This is a genomic window from Rhodococcus sp. S3 (assembly GCF_058211795.1).
The window spans coordinates 749,925-769,466 of the sequence record NZ_CM177074.1 but is presented as its reverse complement, the minus strand read 5'-3'; the positions used below and the strand labels follow the sequence as shown (position 1 = coordinate 769,466).

Sequence of the window (19,542 nt, the reverse complement as noted above, 5' to 3'; positions counted from 1 at the left end):
CTCCTGTTCCGGGACTTCGGGTTCGGAGAATTCCTCGAGCCCGCCGGAACGAGCGAAGCCCCCACGGCCGGGAGGGTCGATGGGGGCTTCGGCGGAAATTCCGGTCAGGCGGTCACGCGTTGACGACCGCGTCCAGCACGCTGTAGAACATGCCGAGTCCGTCGTCGCTGGGGCCGGTGAGCGCCTCGGTGGCGTGCTCGGGGTGCGGCATGAGACCGACGACCCGGCCGTTCGCCGACGAGATGCCGGCGATGCCGCGCTGCGAACCGTTCGGGTTGTCGCCCGCGAAGCGGAACACCACGCGACCTTCACCCTCGAGCTCGTCGAGCACCTTCTCCGATGCCTGGTAGCGGCCCTCACCCGACTTGAGCGGGATGAGGATCTCGGCGCCGGCCTCGTAGCGCGAGGTCCACGCGGTGGTGTTCGACTCGACCTTCAGCCACTCGTCGCGGCAGACGAAGTGCAGACCGGCGTTGCGGGTGAGCGCGCCGGGCAGCAGACCCGCCTCGCACAGCACCTGGAAGCCGTTGCAGATGCCGAGGACGGGCATGCCCTTCTGCGCGGCCTCGACGACCTTGCCCATCACCGGCGCAAACCGAGCGATGGCACCGCAGCGCAGGTAGTCGCCGTAGGAGAAGCCGCCGGGCACGATCACCGCGTCGACTCCCTTGAGATCGGCGTCCCCGTGCCACAGGCTCACGGCCTCACCACCGGCGAGCTTCACCGCGCGGGAGGCGTCGACGTCGTCGAGCGTGCCCGGGAAGGTGATGACTCCGATGCGTGCGCTCATGCGTCACCGTCGATCCGCCGGATGGCCCAGTCCTCGATCACCGTGTTGGCGAGCAACGACTCGGCGATCTTCTCGAGCTCCTCGTCGCCGACGCTGCCGTCGACCTCGAGCTCGAAACGCTTGCCCTGACGGACGTCGGTCACGCCCGCGAAGCCCAGCCGCGACAGCGCCCCGGTGATGGCCTGACCCTGGGGGTCGAGAATCTCGGCTTTGGGCATGACTTCGACGACGACACGCGCCACGTGCTGCTCCTCGGTAGTAGTGCTGGCGCCCGGGGACGGACACCGGACATCCAGCAGTTTACCGGCCGTGGTCACCGGGACGGGCATCGGCCGAGGTCCCCCTCGTACGAGACCTGTCACACCCGTTCAACGCCGCTCGGCAGCAACGAGTTCGCGCACGCGGGGCGGCGGAGGGCGGGAGGAGGCTACCGAAGCGGAGTTCCTGTCCGTAGCCGGTCGTCGGGCTCCTTCCGGCGGCATACTCGACGGCATGCAACTGACCCATTTCGGCCATTCCTGCATCCTCGTCGAACACCTCGGCGCGAAGCTCCTTTTCGACCCCGGAAATTTCTCCCACGGGTTCGAGGGCATCACCGGACTCGACGCGATCCTCGTGACCCATCAGCATCCCGACCACGCCGACACCACCCGGCTACCTGCTCTCCTCGAGGCCAATCCCGGAGCGCAGCTGTTCTCCGACCCGCAGTCGGCGAACCTGCTCGACGGCGACTGGACCGCGGTGCGTCCCGGCGACTCCTTCTCGGTCGGGTCGCTGACCGTGCGCGGCACCGGCGGACGGCACGCGGTGATCCACCCCGACATGCCCGTCATCGACAACACGGCCTTCCTCGTCGGCGACGACGAGAATCCGTCGCGGCTGCTGCACCCCGGCGACTCGCTGTACATCCCGCACGAGCGCGTCGACGTGCTGGCCCTGCCGTCGACCGCGCCGTGGCTCAAGATCTGGGAGGCGATCGACTACCTGCGCGCGGTGAACCCGCGGGTCGCCGTGCCGATCCACCAGGGCATCGTCAACGACAACGGTCGCGGCATCTTCTACGGCCGGTACAGCGAGATGGCGCCCGAGGGCACCGAATTCCGCGTGCTGCCGCACGAGGACGGCGTCGAGGTCTGACGCTGCTCTGGTCCGACGAGGAGGTTCAGCGGGCGGCGGCGCGACCCGCCGCCCGCCCCGAGAAGATGCATCCGCCGAGGAAGGTGCCTTCGAGCGACCGGTAGCCGTGCACGCCGCCACCACCGAATCCGGCGACCTCACCGGCGGCGAAGAGCCCCTCGAAGACCGATCCGTCCGACCGCAGGACGCGCGACGACAGGTCGGTCTCGAGCCCGCCGAGCGTCTTGCGGGTGAGCAGGTGCAGCCTGACGGCGATGAGCGGCCCGGCCTTCGGGTCGAGGATCCGATGCGGTGCGGCGATGCGGACGACGCGGTCGGGTGCGTAGGCCCGTGCCGCGCGCACCGCCGCGACCTGCAGATCCTTCGTGTACTTGTTGTCCATCTCGCGGTCGCGGGCCTCGACCACCGAACGCACCTGCTCGTAGTCGAGCGGCGCCTCGGGGGTGAGTTCGTTCATGCCCGCGACGAGATCGGCGAGCGTGTCGCGGACGACGAAGTCGACGCCGTGCTGCTTGAAGGCCTCGACCGGTCCGGGTGCGCCCGCCTTGACGCGCTGCAGCAGCAGCCGGATGCTGCGTCCGGTGAGGTCGGGGTTCTGCTCGGAGCCGGAGAGCCCGAATTCCTTCTCGATGATCTTCTGGTCGAGCACGAACCAGGTGTGGTCGTGGCCGGTGCTCACGATGTGCTCGAGGGTGCCGAGCGTGTCGAAGCCCGGGAACAACGGCACCGGTAGCCGCTTGCCCGTGGCGTCGAGCCACAGCGAGGAGGGACCGGGGAGGATGCGGATGCCGTGACCGGGCCACACCGGGTCGTAGTTGGTGATGCCCTCGGTGTAGTGCCACATGCGGTCGCGGTTGACGATGTTGCCGCCGGCCTTCTCGGTGATCTCGAGCATCCGGCCGTCGACGTGCGCGGGCACGCCGCTGAGCATGTGCTTCGGCGGCTGCCCCATGCGCTTCGGCCAGTTCTTCTTCACGAGGTCGTAGTTCCCGCCGATACCACCGGAGGTGACGATCACGGCTCCGGCGGAGAACTCGAAGTCTCCGACGACGGTGCGGGAGGACGCCACGCCGCGCGGCGCGTCGGTGGGCTGGAGGATCGCCCCGCGCACGCCGGTGGCAGCTCCGCCCGTGACGACGAGTTCGTCGACCCGGTGCCGGTGCTTCAGCGTCACGAGTCCGCGTTCGACGCCTTCGCGGAGCTTGCGCTCGAAGATCTCGACGAGACCCGGACCGGTGCCCCAGGTGATGTGGAACCGCGGGACCGAGTTGCCGTGCCCCGCAGCGTCGTACCCGCCGCGTTCGGCCCAGTTGACCATCGGGAAGATCTTCAGGCCGCGCTGCTTCAGCCAGGCGTGCTTCTCCCCGGCCGCGAATTCGACGTAGGCCTGGGCCCACCGCCGCGGCCACCGGTCCTCGACCTCGCGGTCGAAGCCGGCCGTGCCCATCCAGTCCTGCAGGGCGAGCTCGTAGGAATCCTTGATCCCGAGCCGCCGCTGTTCGGGACTGTCGACGAAGAACAGACCACCGAACGACCAGAAGGCCTGTCCGCCCACATTGTTCGAGTTCTCCTGATCGACCAGGAGAACCGTACGGCCGGCGTCGACGAGTTCGCCCACCGCTACGAGTCCCGCGAGTCCCGCCCCCACCACGATCACGTCAGCGTCCATGGCCGCAAACACTACCGAGCGAATGCGGCGACCGGGAGGCCCCGCGAGGCGGCCGGGATCACGCCGCGGTGATCCCCGTGGGACGCCGCGGCCGGCTGTAGACGGCCGGTTCCGCACCGTGACGCAGTGCGATTTCCACGGCGGCGAGGATCGCCTGCCGGGGTCCGGGCTCGGCGAGCCGAGGAGCCGCGATCGCCAACCGGAGCAACTCGCCCCGCCGTGCCACCCGCGACGCGCCGATCACCATTGCCCGGCACCACCACGGCTCCGACTTCGCACCGTCGCCGATGCCGTACACCCGCGACTTCGTCACGGTGCCTGCCGCGAGATCACGGATCCCCGCGATGTCCGCCATCACCCGGAATCCGACCTGCGGAAGTGCGGCCACCGCTCCGGGCGACGCGAGCCAGCGCGGAGGTGCGAACAGCCGCGTGCGGAGTCCCGTCTCCTCGAGCGCGCGGTCGGCCGCGAGCAGGCGCAAGCGCGCCTCGTGTTCGGGCAGTGCGGCGAACTCGGCGCGACGACGCTTCGTCGCCGCCTGGTCGTATCCGTGCAGCACGATCGCGTCACCACCCTCACGCCGCTCGAGAAGCCACTCCTGCGTCGCCGGATCGCGGACGAGACGGTAGTGGTCCTTCAGGCGTGGTGCGACGAGCAGCGACAACGGCACGCCACGCGCGTCCATCTCCCGGGCGAATCCGTCCACGACATCGCGTGTGACGTCCCGGATCCCCGAGACCGACACGATCATCCGTCCGTTCATGACGCAGAGCCTGCTCCATGCAGGTGAACAGACACCCGGCCTTCCGGGGAAGTCCCGGTGAAAACCCGGTCGTACCGGCTCCCATCCCGCTGATCGGGACTGTGTCGACGGACACAATCGACCGGACATAACGTCCGGGCGTGGCAGTCCCGAATCAGACCTATACCCGCCTCCTCTCGCCCGGCACCATCGGACCCATCACCCTCGACAACCGGGTGGTGATGCCCGCCATGGACATGAACCTCTGCGAGGACGGTGAGATCGAGCAGGGTGACATCGATCATTTCGTCGCCCGCGCGGCCGGGGGTACCGGCCTGATCGTCACCGGCTGCTGCGCGGTCGCCTATCCGGCCGGGTGCGCCAGCACCAAGGAACCCGGCCTGTCCGAGGACCGTTTCATCCCCGGTCTCCGCGCTCTGGCCGATGCGGTTCACGAGGCCGGCAGCAAACTGTGCGTGCAGATGGTGCACCACGGCAAGGTCGCGCGCATCGACACCCTGCAGGACCGGCCGCAGCTCGTGCCGAGCATCCCGAAGCCACCGAGCGACATGAGCGCCATGGCCGATTGCACTCCTGAGGAGCTGCAGCGCATGGCCACCATCCAGGGCGGCAAGCAGGCCCGCTACAACGAGGCCACGGAGAGCGACATCGAGTGGCTCGTCCGGATGTTCGCCGAGGCCGCCGGCCGGGTCGCGGCCGCCGGAGCGGACGCCGTGGAGATCCACGCCGCGCACAACTACGTCCTCGGTGCCTTCCTCAGCCGCTACACGAACCAGCGCACCGACGAGTACGGCGGGTCGCTGGAGAACCGGGCCCGGCTGACCTGCGAGGTGATCCGCGCGGTCAAGGCAGCGGTCGGCGATCGTCTCGCCGTCATCGTGCGCCTCGCAGGGCAGGAATACGGGGAGACGGACGGTCTCACCGTCGAGGAATCCGCCGCTGCCGCCGCATTGTTCGAACAGGCCGGGGCCGACGCCATCCACATCACGGGCACCGCACTGAACGCGTTCGCGAACTTCACCGATGGTCCGCTGCCGGACAAGGTCGGCTACTACACCCACAACGCGGCGGTCGTCAAACGTGCGGTGTCCGTTCCGGTCATCACCGTCGGCCGCATGCTGCCGGAGGTCGGCGAGCAGATGATCGCCGAGGGCGTCACCGATTTCGTCGCGATGGGCCGTCAGCTGCTGGCCGATCCCGCTGTCGTCGCCAAGCTGAAGCAGGGACGCAGCGAGCAGATCCGCCCGTGCATCAACTGCTATGTGTGCGTGCAGGAGAACTTCTGGGACGCCACGCCGATCTGCGCGGTCAATCCGGCGCTCGGCAACGAGACGCTCGTGCCGTTCGTCCGCAGCGCGACGCCGAAGCACGTCGTCGTGGTGGGTGCCGGGCCCGGTGGCCTCGAGACGGCGCGCGTCGCCACCGAGCGAGGACACCGCGTCACCGTCCTCGACAAGACCGACCGGCTCGGCGGGACCCTGTGGTTCTCGACCCTCACCACCCCCGACAACGAACGGCTGCTGAAATGGCTGACGGCCGAGGTCGCCCGCCTCGGCATCGACGTGCGGCTCGGCACCGAGGCCTCCGCCTCATCGATCCGTGCCCTGAATCCGGACGTGGTGGTCGTCGCGACGGGCGCCGTGCGGGAGCGTCCCACCGTGCCGGGCGGGGACCTGCCGCACGTGCACACAGGCGACAGCATGCGTGCGCTCATGACGGGCGCGGGCGACGTCTCCGGCCAGTCGCCCCTGCTGCGGATGATGGGCCGATTGGGCAAGCTCGCGGGTATCACCACGAGCCCCCGGAGGATCCGTGATCTGAGCCGGCGGTTCCTGCGTTTCCTGCCGATGGCGAAGGACGTCGTCGTGATCGGCGGGTCGCTCGTCGGCCTCGAACTGGCCGAGTTCATGGCCGAACGCGGCAGCCGGGTGACCCTGCTCGCCGAGGGGCAGCAGCTCGGGGTGCCGATGGCGATGCCGCGCCGGTGGACCGCCGTCAAGCACGCGCGTGAGGTGGGTCTCGAGGTGCACCGCAACGCGACTGTCGAGCGCATCACGCGGGAGACGGTGGAGTTCACCGTCGGCGGCGAGACGAAGTCGGTACGTGCCCGGATGGTCGTCGTCGCGTCCGGGGTGTCGGCGGCGGCACCGCTCGCCGAGGAGCTGGCCGGCTCGGGCGTCGACGTCCGGGTCGTCGGGGACGCCGGTCGGGTCGACTACATCGAGGGCGCCGTCCACAGTGCGTGGAAGGTCGCGACCGAGCTGTGAGAGCGGGTGACGGCCGGCTCGTGCACCCACGAGCCGGCCGTCACCCGTCGGGTCAGGATTTCTGGTTATCCGGTCCCACGAACCTGTCGCGGTGCACCGCCTCTTCGAGCGGGCGACCCTTGCGCCAGCCGAACCGTTCGAGGTCGGGCACCTCCTGGAGCCGGGTGACCGGCCCGACGCACAGCCACGCGATGGGACGCGCGGGCGCGCTCACTCCGACGAAGTCGGCGAGGAATTCCTCCTCGTAGAACGACACCCAGCCCACGCCGAGGCCCTCGGCGGTCGCGGCGAGCCACAGATTCTGGATCGCCAGGACGGCCGAGAAGAGACCGGACTCGTCGACGGTGTGCCGGCCGAGGATGTGCTTGCCGCCGCGTTCGGGGTCGTAGGTCACGACGATGCCGGTGCGGGACTCGGTGATGCCTTCGATCTTGATGGGGTCGAAGGTGCTCTTCCGGTCCTCGGGAAGCGAGTCGGCGAACGCCTGCCGGCAACCGGCGACGTGCCCGGCGAACTCCTTCAGACGCTGTTCGTCCTGGACGACGACGAAGTCCCAGGGCTGGGTGTTGCCGACGCTGGGTGCATGGTGCGCCGCGGCCAGGACACGCCAGAGCACGTCCTCGGCGATCTGCTCACCGGCGAACTCTGCGCGCACGTCGCGGCGCATGCGGATGATGTCGTAGAGCGCCTCACGCGCTTCGGTCCCGAGCACGTCGATCAGGCCGGAAGGATCTCTTCGAGGGCGTCGAGGATCTCCGGCGCATCGGGTTCCGTGCGGGGACGGAAGCGCCCGGCGACCGTGCCGTCGGGGGCGATGAGGAACTTCTCGAAGTTCCACTGGATGTCGCCGGCTTCCCCGGAGGCGTCCGCGTGCTTCGTGAGCTCGGCATAGAGCGGATGGCGGTTCTCGCCGTTGACCTCGATCTTCTCGAGCAACGGGAAGGTCACCCCGTAGGTCGTGGAGCAGAACTCCTGGATCTCCTCCGGCGTGCCGGGTTCCTGCCCCATGAACTGGTTGCACGGCACGCCTACGACGAACAGTCCGCGGTCGCGGTATTCCTGCGCGAGCTTCTCGAGTGCCGTGTACTGCGGGGTCAGCCCGCACTTGGACGCGACGTTCACGACGAGAACCGCGTGGCCCTCGTACGCGCCGAGATTCGTGGGTTCACCCGAGAGGGTGTTGATCGGGATGTCCTGGAGAGGCGTGGTCATGCTTCCAAACTATCGTGTGCCCGATCACTCCCCCGAACATCGGCGTGCTACATCTTCTCCCCCGGCAGCTCGGCGGCCTGCCTCACCCACTTCCGGACCTTGTCCTCGTCGAGGTCCTCGAGCCGGCGGATGTCGTGATAGCGCATCTCGGGATGCTTCGACCCCTTCTCGGGCAGCGGGTCGAGTGAACTTCCCCTGAAGAAACTCAGCTGCACGTAGTTCGTGAAGCAGCGGAACGTGAGGAACCAGCTGTCGTCGGCGGTGCCGTAGAGCGGCTGATTCCACTTCACGGCGTTGTGGACGCCGGGGACCTCCTCGAGGATCAGCTCGTCGAGGCGTCGGCCGATGTCGTGTTTCCACTCGGGCATCGCGGCGATGTACGCCTCGACCGGTTCCCTGCCCATCCCCTTCGGGATCTGCGGATTGCCACCCGACAACAGCTTGGGCCCGGTGCCCTTCTCGGACTCACTCATGAGGTCTCCCCTCCTTGCCCCGGCACGGGAGCGCCTGCCGGGAACCCCTCTGCGATGTAGGACTCGTAGACCGGCCGCCAGGCCTCCGAGTCGGTCTCCTGCGACGGCGGTTCGCCTGCCAGCAGGGCGTCGAACTCGTCGAGGCAGACCGTCCAGCCCGCGGCGACCATCGCGGCGGTCTCCCGGTCGCCGAGGACGTTGACGAAGACGAACAGGCAGCCCTGCGGCGTCGAGTTCAGCGTGAACCCCAGTTCGTCGCCCTCCCATGTGAAGGACAGGCTGCCGCGTGGCTCGCACGCCAGGATCGTGCCCTTCGTGGGCTCGGCGTCGGGATCGTCGGTGAAGGTGACCGTGCCACCTTCACGGAGTTCGAGGTCGACGGTGGCGGGGAACCATCGGGAGAGTTCGGCCGGGTCGGTCACCGCGCTCCACAGGCGTTCCTGCGGATACGGGTACTCCCGCTCGAAGCGGATCGCGGGACGGCCTTCGACATCGACGAATCGAGCTCGGTTCTTCACAGCGACTCCCGAAGTTGTGCGGTTGAAGAGCGTTGCGTGGCTTCTTCCCCGAACTATGCCGCATCCCTCCGACGGGAGGGTGCGATCAGGAGACCCGGTCGAACTCGTCCTCGATGTCCCACTGCAGCTCCGAGGTGCTGTAGTCCTGCGCGAGCTCGCGGGCCCGGATGAACTGCGTGGCGATCAGTCGGGAGGTGCGCAGGACCGCTGCTGCGGCCTTCGCCCTGTCGAACCGGCCCGTCGCCGCCGAGACGCTCACCGCGGCGATCGGCCGGCCGTTGACGAGCACCGGCGAGGCGACCGCGCTCATCCCCATGCTGAATTCGTCGCACGCCCACGAATGACCGTTCTCGCGCACCTCGGCGAGCTGCGAACGCAACCGGCCCGCGTGCCGGACGGTACGGCTCGAGGACGGCTCCTGCCGGACGTGGTGGGCGACCGCCCTCTCACGGTTCTCGGTGTCGAGGAAGGCGACGAGGGCCTTGCCCGAAGCGGTGCTCAGAGCCGGGGCCCGGCCTCCGACGACGGGCGTGACGATCCGGCTGCGCGAACTCGTGATCTGGTCGATGAGGATGACGTCCCACGATTCGAGGACGGACAGTCCCACGGTGGCCCCGACGTGCAGGAACAGGTCGCCGAGCAGGGGTGCGGCGACCTCCTTGAGCCCGGTCGGGCGGCTGTGGACGAAGTGGTTGCCCAGCTCGAACATCTTGATGCCGAGCCGGTACTGGTTGCCGTTGCGGGATGACGTGGAGATTTCCCACGCTGTGTCGAGCGGGCCGGACACGTCGTACCGGCCGTGGACGAGAATTGCGGGGATTCCGGCGAGCCGGTGCATGCCGTCGAACAGTTGGTTCTCGGCCAGGAAACAGTCGTTGCCCCAGTAGTGGGTGACCAGGCGCGCGAACACCATCCGAAAAACGGGATCTTGGTACCTACGGGAGGGCGTCCATCCGGGAGCCAGCGAGATGTGGGTGTCTTCCCATTCGCACCAGCGCAACGCCGCGTTTTCGCGGACAGCGGCATCGGGATGGGCGAGCAGGCGTGCGTAGGCAGCTGCCAGATTTCCGTCTCGCTCACCTTCTGGCACCGGTTCGACGAACCGCTCCCACTCGCGCGGAAAGATGCGACGCATGTCGCGGGTGATCCACTCGACTTCCCTGCGGCTACCTGAGGTGATCGCACCCAAGGCCATCCCGATCACCCGCTCGGGATGCGTTTGCGCGTAGGCCAATCCGAGAGATACGTCCCAGGACACTCCGGCGACGACCCATCTGTCGATGCCGAGGTGGTCACGAAGACTCTCGATGTCGGCGATGAGATTGCCGGTGGTGTTCGTGGAGAGGTCGATAGCTGGATCGTCGACGCGGGGTCTACTGCGCCCGCAACCACGCTGATCGAACAGCACGGCACGAAACAGACTCGGGTCGAAGTATCTGCGCATGCCCACGGTGCAACCGGCTCCCGGGCCGCCATGGAGGTAGACGATCGGAAGACCCGCCGGACTGCCGACGCTCTCCCAGTACACCGAGTTGCCGTCAGCTACTGGCAGGAATCCCGAGTCGTACGGTTCGATCGCTGGGAACAGGTCCATTCCCGCGAGTCTGTCACGGCACGCGCACTAACCGAACCCCCGCGAGCGGTGTGCTGTTTGACGGTCGTCAAACAGCACACGTCTCACCAGTACCGCCTGGGTATCTATGGACGACGGGAACCAAAAGACTGGCGAACGGCGCGCGTACCGTGGCTTGGTATGACCAGCCCCGAAATCGAGATGACCGCAGATGTGGTCCGCGAACTTCTCCAGGACCAGCACCCCGACCTTGCTGGGCTGGCTATCCGCGAGGTGCCGGGCGGCTGGGACAACCATATGTGGCGCATCGGCGACGAGTTGGCCGTGCGCATACCTCGCACCAAACGCGCGCCGGATCTCCAGCGCAAGGAGTGCCGGTGGCTTCCCGTCCTAGCCCCGCGCCTGCCTCTCCAGGTTCCGACCCCTGTGCGGGTGGGCGAACCGTCCGCCCGCTTCCCGAAGCCTTGGACCATCATGACGTGGATCCCCGGGCAACCACTGGACGGCACCTCGATCACTCGCGGCGACCACGCGGCCGACATTCTGGCCGGCTTCCTCACGGCCCTCCACGTGGAGGCGCCCGCCGAGGCACCGACCAGTTCGGACCGCGGCGCTCACCCCAGGGAGTGCACGGACGGTTTCGAGAAGTACATGGAATCCATTGCCCCCGAAAAGCTTGCCGTCGACGCCGGGAGAATCCGGGAAGTCTGGAGCGACGCGGTTGCAGCTCCCGAGTGGGGTGGGCCGCCGGTATGGCTGCACGGTGACCTCCATCCCGCGAATGTCGTCGTCACGGACGGGACGCTCTCGGGCGTGATCGACTTCGGGGACATGTTCGCCGGCGACCCAGCCTGGGACCTCGCAGCCGCATGGCTACTCCTCCCCGCGGGCAGGTCCTCACGGTTCTTCGAGGGATACGCGCAGGTGGACGACGCGACGATCCGGCGCGCCCGCGGGCTGGCTGCCCTGAAAAGCCTCTTCCTCATCCTGATGGGCCAGAACGGGGAACAGGGCCTTCCTGGCGGCAAACCGACATGGGGTCCCTTGGGCCGGGCGACGCTCGACCGCGTCCTGACATCGGGCGAAGTAACCCGGCGCTGACTGCAGTGTTCTGTTCGACGATCGTCAAACAGCACGACTTCAGTAGCTGATTGACTGGCACGCGTGACTGGGCAGCGGAGGCAGGCAACCCCACGCATCCGATTCGGAACCCAAACCATACGATTAAGGAGTCGTATTATTTACTTATTTGAGGAAATTTCACTAACCGCCACCAGGAACTCGGCGATCGAGCCTGTATCCGAGCAGAATGAGCACTAGCCCAGCCGTTGCAGCCAGCACAACCCCACCCAAACTAAAAGCCGCAACCAAGAAAAACGGATTAATCCCTAATGCACCCGCTAAATCATCATGGCCCAAAATGGGAAAGTTCTTTATAGAACCAGATTCCGAAACCAGTTCCAATTGGACTTCAACCGGAATATTCCACACCACGAGACCCGCAACAGTGCCGATTAATAGTCCAGCTACCACAAATGCAACCATTAGACCCTTCAGGTCACCCACCTCCAATCACCTGAGTTAAAAACTCATTCACATAGACTCCCTATAGGGCAAAATATCTCGCCCGTACTTGAACGGACCCACATTGCCTGCTTTTCAATAACTTTTGGAAAAAGTATGCCCTGTTCGTTTATCGGCCATTGGACAGCGCTATACCCTGCCAGATTATCTTGAACACCTTCCGCAATCAGGTACAGCAGCTCATACATTTCCTGATCTATGTGCAATCCACCGAACCCAACTCCACCAAATTCCCTGGATACCTTCTTATCTCGGGGCTTTTCTCGCTTTCCGGGGTGTAGAGACAGGTGACAGTACCCAGATCCCAGCAGCGCCACCCTCCAGGAGTAGTTTTCAAGGTCTAATTTTCGCCCCTCCCTGCGACAAAGGAGGTCTCGGCCCACGGCTCTGCAACCAGAAACCAGATTTACTGGTGCCATGTCATCGAGACCCTCACTGGTCACCACCTCAGCTGAGATTGGTGACAGATTCCATATCCCAACATACTCACTATTCACATATTTATTATAGATGCCTTTATCAAAAAAATGCCAACCTTGAAGGCGATTATTTAGAAATTGCTTCGACGTTGTCAGCAGAAGGATCGGGAATCACTCTGCGCCGCACAGCGGATGCGAGATGGAGAAGCGTTGGTACATGCAGCCTCCTGCATGTACCAACGCTTCGACCTCAGACTCGCACCGGGAGAATACTCGGCTAATTCTCGGAACGCGTCAAGAAAATGTATGGAAACTCGAAGTCTACGAGTGTCGTTCCCATACGAATGGTTCCGTCTCCGCGCGGACGGGAGAAATTGTTAGAGAAGGCGCACCAGCCTGAAACCCAATATTCGTCGCCGTCGACATTATTGGGAACACTGCCGTGGAGGTGATACCAAATTTCTATATTTCCGTGCGATGTGTCATTGTACCATGCTTGTTTGTTCCCTTCGCGGTAACTCTCCGTTTGGCAACCCATCCGAGTGTTTAGTCCAAATCGGCCTTTGTACTGCATTCCGTCGCTCAGCTGGAAAGACCAATTGAATCTATGTATACCACCGACTGCCTCAGATGGCCTCCCTCCAGTTCGGTGACCCACAGAATTGCTACTTACCCATGTATCACCTGGGTAGTACCACGTATAACGAGGATCAGGCCCTTCGGGGTCTCCGCCGGTGATCGTTTCAATCTCAAGGTAAGTGTTTTGAAAGTCTTGAACTGGTAGTCCTGATGCGTCGGTGTATTCATCGTCAATGGGATATCCTATCGGTCCCTGCTCGTACCCAGTTGATGCCCAGTAGTTGAGCGTTGGTCCTGTTACCGGCCGTGCACCAAATATCGGGTGCCAGTAGATGACTCCGCGTTCGAAGCGGTCCATCTGGCCTTGACCGTCCGGGAGCGGAATCTGGTCCTGGATCGGGTATCCAAGCAGGCTACCGGGAGTTTCAGCACCGACAGTGTTCCATTTGTCGCGGATTGGACCATTCGGGATGGTGGAGCCGATGGCGTTGACGAACGCGACGTAGATCGCGCCGTGCTGGAATTCCTGACGACGTCCGACCGCGTCGGCGTGGACGATCTCGTCGGTAATGGGGTAGCCGAGCCAGCCAGCCTCGTAGCTGTGGATGCCCCAGCGGTTAAGGAAGCTGTTGACCACCGGATGGGCGCCGGTGCTCGGGTGCCAATAGATCGGGCCGTTGAGGAAGGTGACGCGTTGACCGGTACCGTCGGGATTGACGATGTTTCCACTGGTCGGGTACGACAGGAAGCTCGCCGGCCCGCCGAGTGAGTTGTACTTGTCGCGGATGTCGTCGCACACCTGGAACGGTGAGGGCCAGTAGTACTGGCAACCCGATGCCATGAGGCTCCGCGAGGACCGCAGGCGCGCTTCGCCCATTTCGGCCTTATCGGCGTCTTCCTTGGTGAACGGTGCCGGGATCTCTTCTCGATCGGAGCGCATCTGCCCCGGTACGAGGGTGGCGTTCGGGTTCTCCGTCGGTGCCCAGTCGAGGTCGGGTTCGGCGGTCTTGGACGACAATTCCGGGTCATCCGGGGTGATCGGCTGATCGGTGGCCGGTGCGGCCGGGATCATCTTCGCCGGTAGCGGTTCGAGGGTGTTCTCGACCGGCGCGGCGGGTTCGGCCTGTGGTGCGGCTGTCACCGGCGGTGCGGCCGGTTCCGGGACCGTCTCCGATGCCGGGGTCGGGGTGACCGGTTCGGGTACCGCCGGGGTGCTCACGCACTCTGCCGGGACCACCGGGGTAGTGGTCGTCGTGGTGGTGGGCGGCGGAGTCGTCGTGGTGGTGACCGGGGGTGTGATGGTCGGTACCGCGCACGGATCAACCGCGGTGGTTTCGGCCGGGGTGTCGAGCGGCACCAGGTCCGGGGACGTTGTTGCCGGTGTGGACTGTGTCGTGGTGGGAACGGCCGGTGTCGTCTCGATCGGCTGCGGTATCCCCAGCTATACCTTCGACGAGGAATTCCAGCAGCGGCTCTTCGCCGACACGCAGTCGCTGCGCCGTCACGCGTCGGGCTGGCTGGTCAGTTATGTCACCGCGAGTCGGCCTACGGTTTGGACACCAGCTTACGGGCGGTGGGACCCACGATTCATCGACATAAATACCCCGACGATTTTGTGGTTTGGTAGAAGATCCGCTGAAGAATTGTGCGCCATGCTGTATTTCGCGAGCGCCGCCCAAGGTCGGCCGTGGTCTTTCATCGACGTTACCGAAATTAACGACTATAGGAGCGTCTCCTCCACGAATCCCTCAGAATTGGAGTCGCTCGTCGGAACTCACACACCCGTCGACGACCAGCGCTCCAGCGAGCTGGTCACACAGTGGAGAAAGCTGCAGAATGAAAACGCGCCGTTTCGGGTACTGATTGGCCCCACCTTGGCATCAGTGCCGGAAAATTACTTCGATGAGATATTGCTTCAGCATACTCCGACGCTACCGACACCGATGAGTCGAGTAATTGCTGAAGCGATGAGTAGGACACCGTCAGGACCGGTCGCTGATTATGTTTTGATGGAACGATTGATCGCATTGATATCTGAAGGAAAAATGACAGCCGATGGCAATCCCAGCACCATGGAATCGTGTCTCATATCCCGCGCAGCCGAATGAGTCAGCCTCACAACCTTTACGCTGGCTTTCAGGGAGCCAGCACCCCTTGAACGATAGGCCTACCCTAAACGATAGTTATATCCTAGATTAGGTGACGTAGGTACCGATCAGGATCGGAGAGAAAGTCCTTGGTCAGACGAACCGGCGACGCATCTTCGTAGGAAGTATCCACAATGCTTCCGTCGTCGCGAATTTCCCAAATCTGAGCTCCGGGAACCGCTAAAAGAATCGGGGAATGAGTCGCAACTACAAATTGGCAATGTTGATACTCAACGAGTTCGGTCAGCCTCGCGATCACCGCTAGACAAGCCTGAGGAGACAGTGCAGCCTCAGGTTCGTCCATGAAATAGAGACCATCCGCGTGGAATCTGTGTTTCATTAGATCCACAAATGATTCCCCATGCGAACGCGCATGGGGAGACACTCCTCCGAGGGCGGCTATCTGATCGACGCCCAGCCGCTCCGTCTCGGTGGCTACATTGTAGTAGGTCTCAGCTCGCAGAAAAAAACGACTGCGTGGCTTTTCGGTACCCCAAACAAGACTGAGATATTGCGATAGAGAAGATTCGCTCGATCGTGTTGCAAATCGATAGTTTTGACTCCCACCCTCGGCGTTCATTCCCGCAGCCACTGCCAGAGCTTCCAGCAGAGTTGACTTCCCGGTGCCATTTTCACCCACCAGGAAGGTCAACCCGCTGCGTAAAGGCAAGCCCCCCATCTCGTGTAAGTTCCTTACGACCGGTAGACAGAATGGATAAGAATCGGAATCGGGATGGTTGTCGATTCGAAAGTGCCGAATGAAGCGAGACTTCTCCGACACCTGCCGAAATTTATCCATACCCGCCGATCCCTTATCCAATCTGCCCCCGAAGAGTTACCGAGCCCAAATTTCCGGAGGAGTTTCCCCGATGTACCAGGCCCCGTACGTGCCGCCGTAATACGGAGCGCAGAACATTATAGCCGGGTTGATGAAGGATCTGCACTCATTCAGGGAGCCGAAGACGCGGGTGGGGGAGTCACTGAGCTGAATCTCGGAAGTGACCGCCGGTGGCGATGATGGTGGCGCCGTGGCCACAGCGGTCGCGGTACCCCCCGCGAAGGCCACGCTGACCCCGATACCTCTTCGCCCACTCTCGTACCAAGGAGCACTCCGATGACCACCTACGCCGAACCCCCCGTCACCACCACCGGTCTCTCCCTCGTCGAGCGCGCACGGCAGATCGCTCCACGACGCCGACGGCCCGCGCACCGCCGCGGAAGTCGGATCGGCCGTGGGGGTCTCACGCGTCACGGCATGGCGTTATCTCGAACGACTCGCCGACGACGGAGCCGCGACCCGTCTCACCGAGTACGGCCGCGCCGGCCGACCCCAGGTCCGGTACGAACTGCGCAGGTGAGCGGTCGTGTATCCGATGACGAGGCGACAACGATGCGATAACTCCGTTAACGGGGGCGTCGGCGGGTCGCGACGTACCGGGTGATCACCTGCCCGACTCCACCGAGGAGGCACACACGTGAGATTCCATCCGACCGCGCTCCTGATCCCCGTCGTCGCAACGACGTTGCTCGCGGGATGCGGGAACGACGACACGACGGCCGTCCCCACGACGACCTCCACAAGCGAGACTGCGCCGGCCACGGGCGCGAACACGGCACGACCTGCACCGGTGCCCGCCGAGTCGACAGAGATTCCCGCGCCGGTCGAGCCCACGCTGGAGGCGTCGGCGTTCGAAGGCAACGGGCTGTGTCTCGACCCGGCGTCGGCTCCCGTCGCGGACGCGCTCGCGGGTCTGAGCGACGACGGGTTCGCGTGGCAGATCGAGGACTCCACCGACGCCGTCGTCGGCGACTGCCCGTCGCTGATGTGGCTGGTCGCGGTGGGTGGGAACAGTGCGTCCTCCCCCGAGCACGTGCTGTTCTTCGCCGACGGCAGCTATCTGGGCACTGCGACGTCGGAGCCGTACGCGTACACCTCGGTGGTCGACGCCTCCGACGGCACCGTCACGGCGGAGTACCGCTGGATCGCCGGTGACGAGCCGTTCTGCTGCCCCGAGGGCGGCCCCGCGACCGTGCGGTACACCTGGGACGGCTCGCAGATCGTCATGCTCGACCCGCTGCCGCAGGAGATGCTCGACTCCTACAACTGATCCTGTTTCCATCCGCTACGAGTTCGACTATCCGCCACGGCAATTGCTGCGGCGGACGACGAAAAGGCGAGCTGATACGAACCGCTCACGGCAGGTAGTGCTTGCGGACGAGCCGATGCCGGCGCCGCTGCCGACAACGGAACGTGCAGGCTACTGCGCGGAAGCCTCCGCGCGGTAGGCACCGGACGTCTCGAGCACCCACGCGAATTCGAACGCGACCTCGCGCCACTTCTCGTAGCGCCCCGACACACCGCCGTGCCCCGCGCTCATCTCCGTCTTGAGCAGCAAGGGGGCATCGCCGGTCTTCGTCGCGCGCAGCTTGGCGACCCACTTGGCGGGTTCGACGTAGAGCACGCGGGTGTCGTTGATGCTGGTGATCGCGAGGATCGCCGGGTAGTCCTTGGCCTCGACGTTCTCGTAGGGGCTGTACGAGCGCATGTACTCGTACACCTCGGGGTTCTCGAGCGGGTTGCCCCACTCGTCCCATTCGATCACTGTGAGCGGCAGGGACGGATCGAGGATCGAGGTGAGCGGGTCGACGAACGGGACGTTCGCGAGGATGCCCGCGAACAGCTCGGGTGCGATGTTCGCGACCGCACCCATGAGCAGGCCACCGGCACTGCCGCCGTCGGCGACGAGCTTCTCCGGGCTCGTGACGCCGGTGTCGATCAGGTGCCGCGCGCACGCCACGAAGTCGGTGAAGGTGTTCTTCTTCGTCAGCGACTTGCCGTTCTCGTACCAGTGCCGGCCCATCTCGCCGCCGCCGCGCACGTGCGCGACCGCGAAGACCATGCCCCGGTCGAGCAGCGACAGGCGTGCGACGGAGAAGGCCGGGTCGATGCTGGCCTCGTACGAGCCGTAGCCGTACAGCAGGGTGGGGGCGTTCTCGGGGGTGCCCTTGCGCGCAACGATCGACAGCGGGATCTTCGTGCCGTCCTCGGCCGTCGCCCACTCGCGGCGCTGCTCGTAGAGCGTCGGGTCGAACTCGCCGAGCACGGGCTGCGACTTGAGCAGCTTCAGCTCGCCGGTGCTCACCGTGTAGTCGTAGACCCGGCTCGGGGTGATGAACGACGTGTAGCCCAGACGCAGTGTGGGCTGGGTCCACTCGGGGTTCGCGCCCGGTCCGACGGCGAAGAGTTCCTCGTCGAACTCGAGTTCGGTGAGCTTGCCGTAGCCCTCGTCGGTCAACGGCCACACCGCGAGTCGCGTGAGGGCCTCGCGGCGGTAGCCGAGCACGAGGTGTCCCTCGAACGCGTCGACGTCCTCGAGGCGCACGTCGTGCCGGTGCTCGATCAGGGTGCGCAGCGCGGACGGGTCGTCGACGGGAGCCTCGGCGAGGACGAAGTTCTCGGCCTTCTCCCCCGTCTCGGGGTCGACGTCGTTGTGCAGGATGAGGAAGCGGTCCTCACCGGCGATCACGGCGTGCTCGCCGCCGTACTCGACACCTTCGCGACGCGGCAGGATCACGCGGAATTCGCCTGTGGGGTTCTCGGATTCGAGCACCCACCCCTCGGTGGTGATCTTCGAGCCGACCCAGATCATGAGGTACTTCTCGCTGCGGGTCGACCCGATCGACACCCAGTACCGCTCGTCGGGTTCGTGGAAGACCTTCACGTCCTCGTCGACGGAGGTGCCGAGCTTGTGCCGCCAGACGGTGTCGGGCCGCCACGACTCGTCGACCGTCTGGTAGAAGACGTGGCTGTGGTCGAGCGCCCACGTCGCTCCCGGTGCGGTGCCGGGGATCTCGTCCGACCGCATCTCACCGGTGGTGAGGTCCTTGATGCGCAGGGTGTAGCGCTCGTCGCCCACGACGTCGGTCGAGTACGCGAGCAGCGTGCCGTCGTGGCTGATCGAGAACGCTCCGAACGAGAAGAACTCGTGCCCTTCGGCCTCGACGTTGCCGTCGAGGAGCACCTGCTCGCCGGGAAGTTCGACACCCGGTGTGATGTTCGGCGGCGTCCAGTCGTCGGCGTCGGTGATCGGGCACCGGCACTGGATCGCGTACTGCTTGCCCTCGACGGTGCGGGCGTAGTACCACCAGTCGCCCATCCGGGTGGGGACCGACATGTCGGTCTCCTGGGTGCGCGACCTGATCTCCTCGAAGATCGCCTCACGCAGCGGAGCGAGATGCTCCGTCTGCGCCTCGGTGTACGAGTTCTCCGCCTCCAGGTACGCGACGACCTCGGGGTCGTTCTTGTCGCGCAGCCATTCGTAGTCGTCGACGAAGGTGTGCCCGTGGTGGGTGCGCTCGAGCGGCACCTTCTTCGCGACCGGCGGAGTGATCTTCGAGGAGGTCATATGCG

General features: G+C 65.1%; 19 protein-coding genes and 2 pseudogenes. 6 read left to right on the top strand and 15 right to left on the bottom strand.

Annotated elements, in window-relative coordinates; translation table 11 throughout:
- Positions 1 to 112 precede the first annotated feature (112 nt).
- Together purQ and purS are read right to left on the bottom strand one after the other, a co-directional pair.
- The gene (purQ, locus tag AC0LPE_RS03565) at positions 113 to 790 is read right to left on the bottom strand and encodes a phosphoribosylformylglycinamidine synthase subunit PurQ (RefSeq protein ID WP_006551823.1); all 678 of its coding nucleotides are present in this window, start codon (positions 788 to 790) and stop codon (positions 113 to 115) included.
- The gene (purS, locus tag AC0LPE_RS03560; protein ID WP_006551824.1) at positions 787 to 1,032 is read right to left on the bottom strand and encodes a phosphoribosylformylglycinamidine synthase subunit PurS; all 246 of its coding nucleotides are present in this window, start codon (positions 1,030 to 1,032) and stop codon (positions 787 to 789) included. The genes purQ and purS overlap by 4 nt, the downstream gene beginning before the upstream one ends.
- Positions 1,033 to 1,282: 250 nt before the next feature.
- Between purS and AC0LPE_RS03555 the strand changes: the two genes are divergently transcribed.
- Complete coding sequence (locus AC0LPE_RS03555) at positions 1,283 to 1,927, top strand: MBL fold metallo-hydrolase (RefSeq protein ID WP_006551826.1); 645 nt, start codon at positions 1,283 to 1,285, stop codon at positions 1,925 to 1,927.
- A gap of 25 nt (positions 1,928 to 1,952) precedes the next feature.
- Here the strand turns inward: AC0LPE_RS03555 and AC0LPE_RS03550 are convergent, their stop codons facing one another.
- The gene (locus tag AC0LPE_RS03550; RefSeq protein WP_490605617.1) at positions 1,953 to 3,596 is read right to left on the bottom strand and encodes an FAD-binding dehydrogenase; all 1,644 of its coding nucleotides are present in this window, start codon (positions 3,594 to 3,596) and stop codon (positions 1,953 to 1,955) included.
- Positions 3,597 to 3,654: 58 nt separating this feature from the next.
- On the bottom strand, positions 3,655 to 4,359 hold the full coding sequence (locus tag AC0LPE_RS03545) for a DUF2334 domain-containing protein (protein ID WP_490605616.1): 705 nt from the start codon (positions 4,357 to 4,359) through the stop codon (positions 3,655 to 3,657).
- Between the two features lie 140 nt (positions 4,360 to 4,499).
- On the opposite strand from AC0LPE_RS03545, the gene AC0LPE_RS03540 reads away from it, so the two are divergent.
- Positions 4,500 to 6,626 (top strand): oxidoreductase, encoded by a 2,127-nt coding sequence (locus AC0LPE_RS03540; RefSeq protein WP_490605615.1) that lies wholly within the window; start codon positions 4,500 to 4,502, stop codon positions 6,624 to 6,626.
- 52 nt (positions 6,627 to 6,678) lie between these two features.
- Here the strand turns inward: AC0LPE_RS03540 and bluB are convergent, their stop codons facing one another.
- From bluB to pip, 6 genes and pseudogenes are all read right to left on the bottom strand, one after another.
- Positions 6,679 to 7,338 (bottom strand): 5,6-dimethylbenzimidazole synthase, encoded by a 660-nt coding sequence (gene bluB, locus AC0LPE_RS03535; RefSeq protein WP_129977186.1) that lies wholly within the window; start codon positions 7,336 to 7,338, stop codon positions 6,679 to 6,681.
- A 5-nt stretch (positions 7,339 to 7,343) separates the two neighbouring features.
- A complete protein-coding gene (locus AC0LPE_RS03530; protein WP_490605614.1) occupies positions 7,344 to 7,838 on the bottom strand; it encodes a glutathione peroxidase in 495 nt (164 codons plus the stop codon).
- Positions 7,839 to 7,885: 47 nt separating this feature from the next.
- Entirely contained in the window at positions 7,886 to 8,311 is a 426-nt protein-coding gene (locus AC0LPE_RS03525) for a DUF1801 domain-containing protein (protein WP_193903094.1), read from the bottom strand.
- The gene (locus AC0LPE_RS03520) at positions 8,308 to 8,829 is read right to left on the bottom strand and encodes an SRPBCC family protein (RefSeq protein WP_490605613.1); all 522 of its coding nucleotides are present in this window, start codon (positions 8,827 to 8,829) and stop codon (positions 8,308 to 8,310) included. Before AC0LPE_RS03520 ends, AC0LPE_RS03525 begins: the two co-directional genes overlap by 4 nt.
- A gap of 85 nt (positions 8,830 to 8,914) precedes the next feature.
- Complete coding sequence (locus AC0LPE_RS03515; protein ID WP_490606305.1) at positions 8,915 to 9,538, bottom strand: IclR family transcriptional regulator; 624 nt, start codon at positions 9,536 to 9,538, stop codon at positions 8,915 to 8,917.
- A gap of 42 nt (positions 9,539 to 9,580) precedes the next feature.
- Positions 9,581 to 10,423, bottom strand: a pseudogene (pip, locus tag AC0LPE_RS03510) (prolyl aminopeptidase); the annotation flags it as partial.
- Between the two features lie 159 nt (positions 10,424 to 10,582).
- Here pip and AC0LPE_RS03505 point away from each other — a divergent pair.
- Positions 10,583 to 11,503: an aminoglycoside phosphotransferase family protein gene (locus AC0LPE_RS03505; protein WP_490605612.1), complete on the top strand. Its 921-nt coding sequence runs from the start codon at positions 10,583 to 10,585 to the stop codon at positions 11,501 to 11,503.
- A 162-nt stretch (positions 11,504 to 11,665) separates the two neighbouring features.
- Here the strand turns inward: AC0LPE_RS03505 and AC0LPE_RS03500 are convergent, their stop codons facing one another.
- From AC0LPE_RS03500 to AC0LPE_RS03490, 3 genes are all read right to left on the bottom strand, one after another.
- Positions 11,666 to 11,968 (bottom strand): hypothetical protein, encoded by a 303-nt coding sequence (locus AC0LPE_RS03500; RefSeq protein ID WP_490605611.1) that lies wholly within the window; start codon positions 11,966 to 11,968, stop codon positions 11,666 to 11,668.
- Between the two features lie 23 nt (positions 11,969 to 11,991).
- Positions 11,992 to 12,483, bottom strand: a complete 492-nt coding sequence (locus tag AC0LPE_RS03495; protein ID WP_490605610.1) for a hypothetical protein — start codon at positions 12,481 to 12,483, stop codon at positions 11,992 to 11,994.
- Between the two features lie 199 nt (positions 12,484 to 12,682).
- Positions 12,683 to 14,125, bottom strand: a complete 1,443-nt coding sequence (locus tag AC0LPE_RS03490; protein WP_490605609.1) for an LGFP repeat-containing protein — start codon at positions 14,123 to 14,125, stop codon at positions 12,683 to 12,685.
- Here AC0LPE_RS03490 and AC0LPE_RS03485 point away from each other — a divergent pair.
- Complete coding sequence (locus AC0LPE_RS03485; RefSeq protein ID WP_490605608.1) at positions 14,079 to 15,092, top strand: DUF3658 domain-containing protein; 1,014 nt, start codon at positions 14,079 to 14,081, stop codon at positions 15,090 to 15,092. The two genes, AC0LPE_RS03490 and AC0LPE_RS03485, sit on opposite strands and share 47 nt — an antisense overlap.
- Before the next feature lie 82 nt (positions 15,093 to 15,174).
- Here the strand turns inward: AC0LPE_RS03485 and AC0LPE_RS03480 are convergent, their stop codons facing one another.
- The gene (locus AC0LPE_RS03480; RefSeq protein ID WP_490605607.1) at positions 15,175 to 15,810 is read right to left on the bottom strand and encodes an AAA family ATPase; all 636 of its coding nucleotides are present in this window, start codon (positions 15,808 to 15,810) and stop codon (positions 15,175 to 15,177) included.
- 502 nt (positions 15,811 to 16,312) lie between these two features.
- Here AC0LPE_RS03480 and AC0LPE_RS03475 point away from each other — a divergent pair.
- A pseudogene (locus AC0LPE_RS03475) lies at positions 16,313 to 16,489 on the top strand (response regulator); the annotation flags it as partial.
- A gap of 117 nt (positions 16,490 to 16,606) precedes the next feature.
- Entirely contained in the window at positions 16,607 to 17,239 is a 633-nt protein-coding gene (locus tag AC0LPE_RS03470; protein ID WP_490605606.1) for an LppP/LprE family lipoprotein, read from the top strand.
- A 150-nt stretch (positions 17,240 to 17,389) separates the two neighbouring features.
- Here the strand turns inward: AC0LPE_RS03470 and AC0LPE_RS03465 are convergent, their stop codons facing one another.
- The gene (locus AC0LPE_RS03465) at positions 17,390 to 19,537 is read right to left on the bottom strand and encodes a S9 family peptidase (RefSeq protein WP_490605605.1); all 2,148 of its coding nucleotides are present in this window, start codon (positions 19,535 to 19,537) and stop codon (positions 17,390 to 17,392) included.
- Between the last annotated feature and the right edge of the window lie 5 nt (positions 19,538 to 19,542).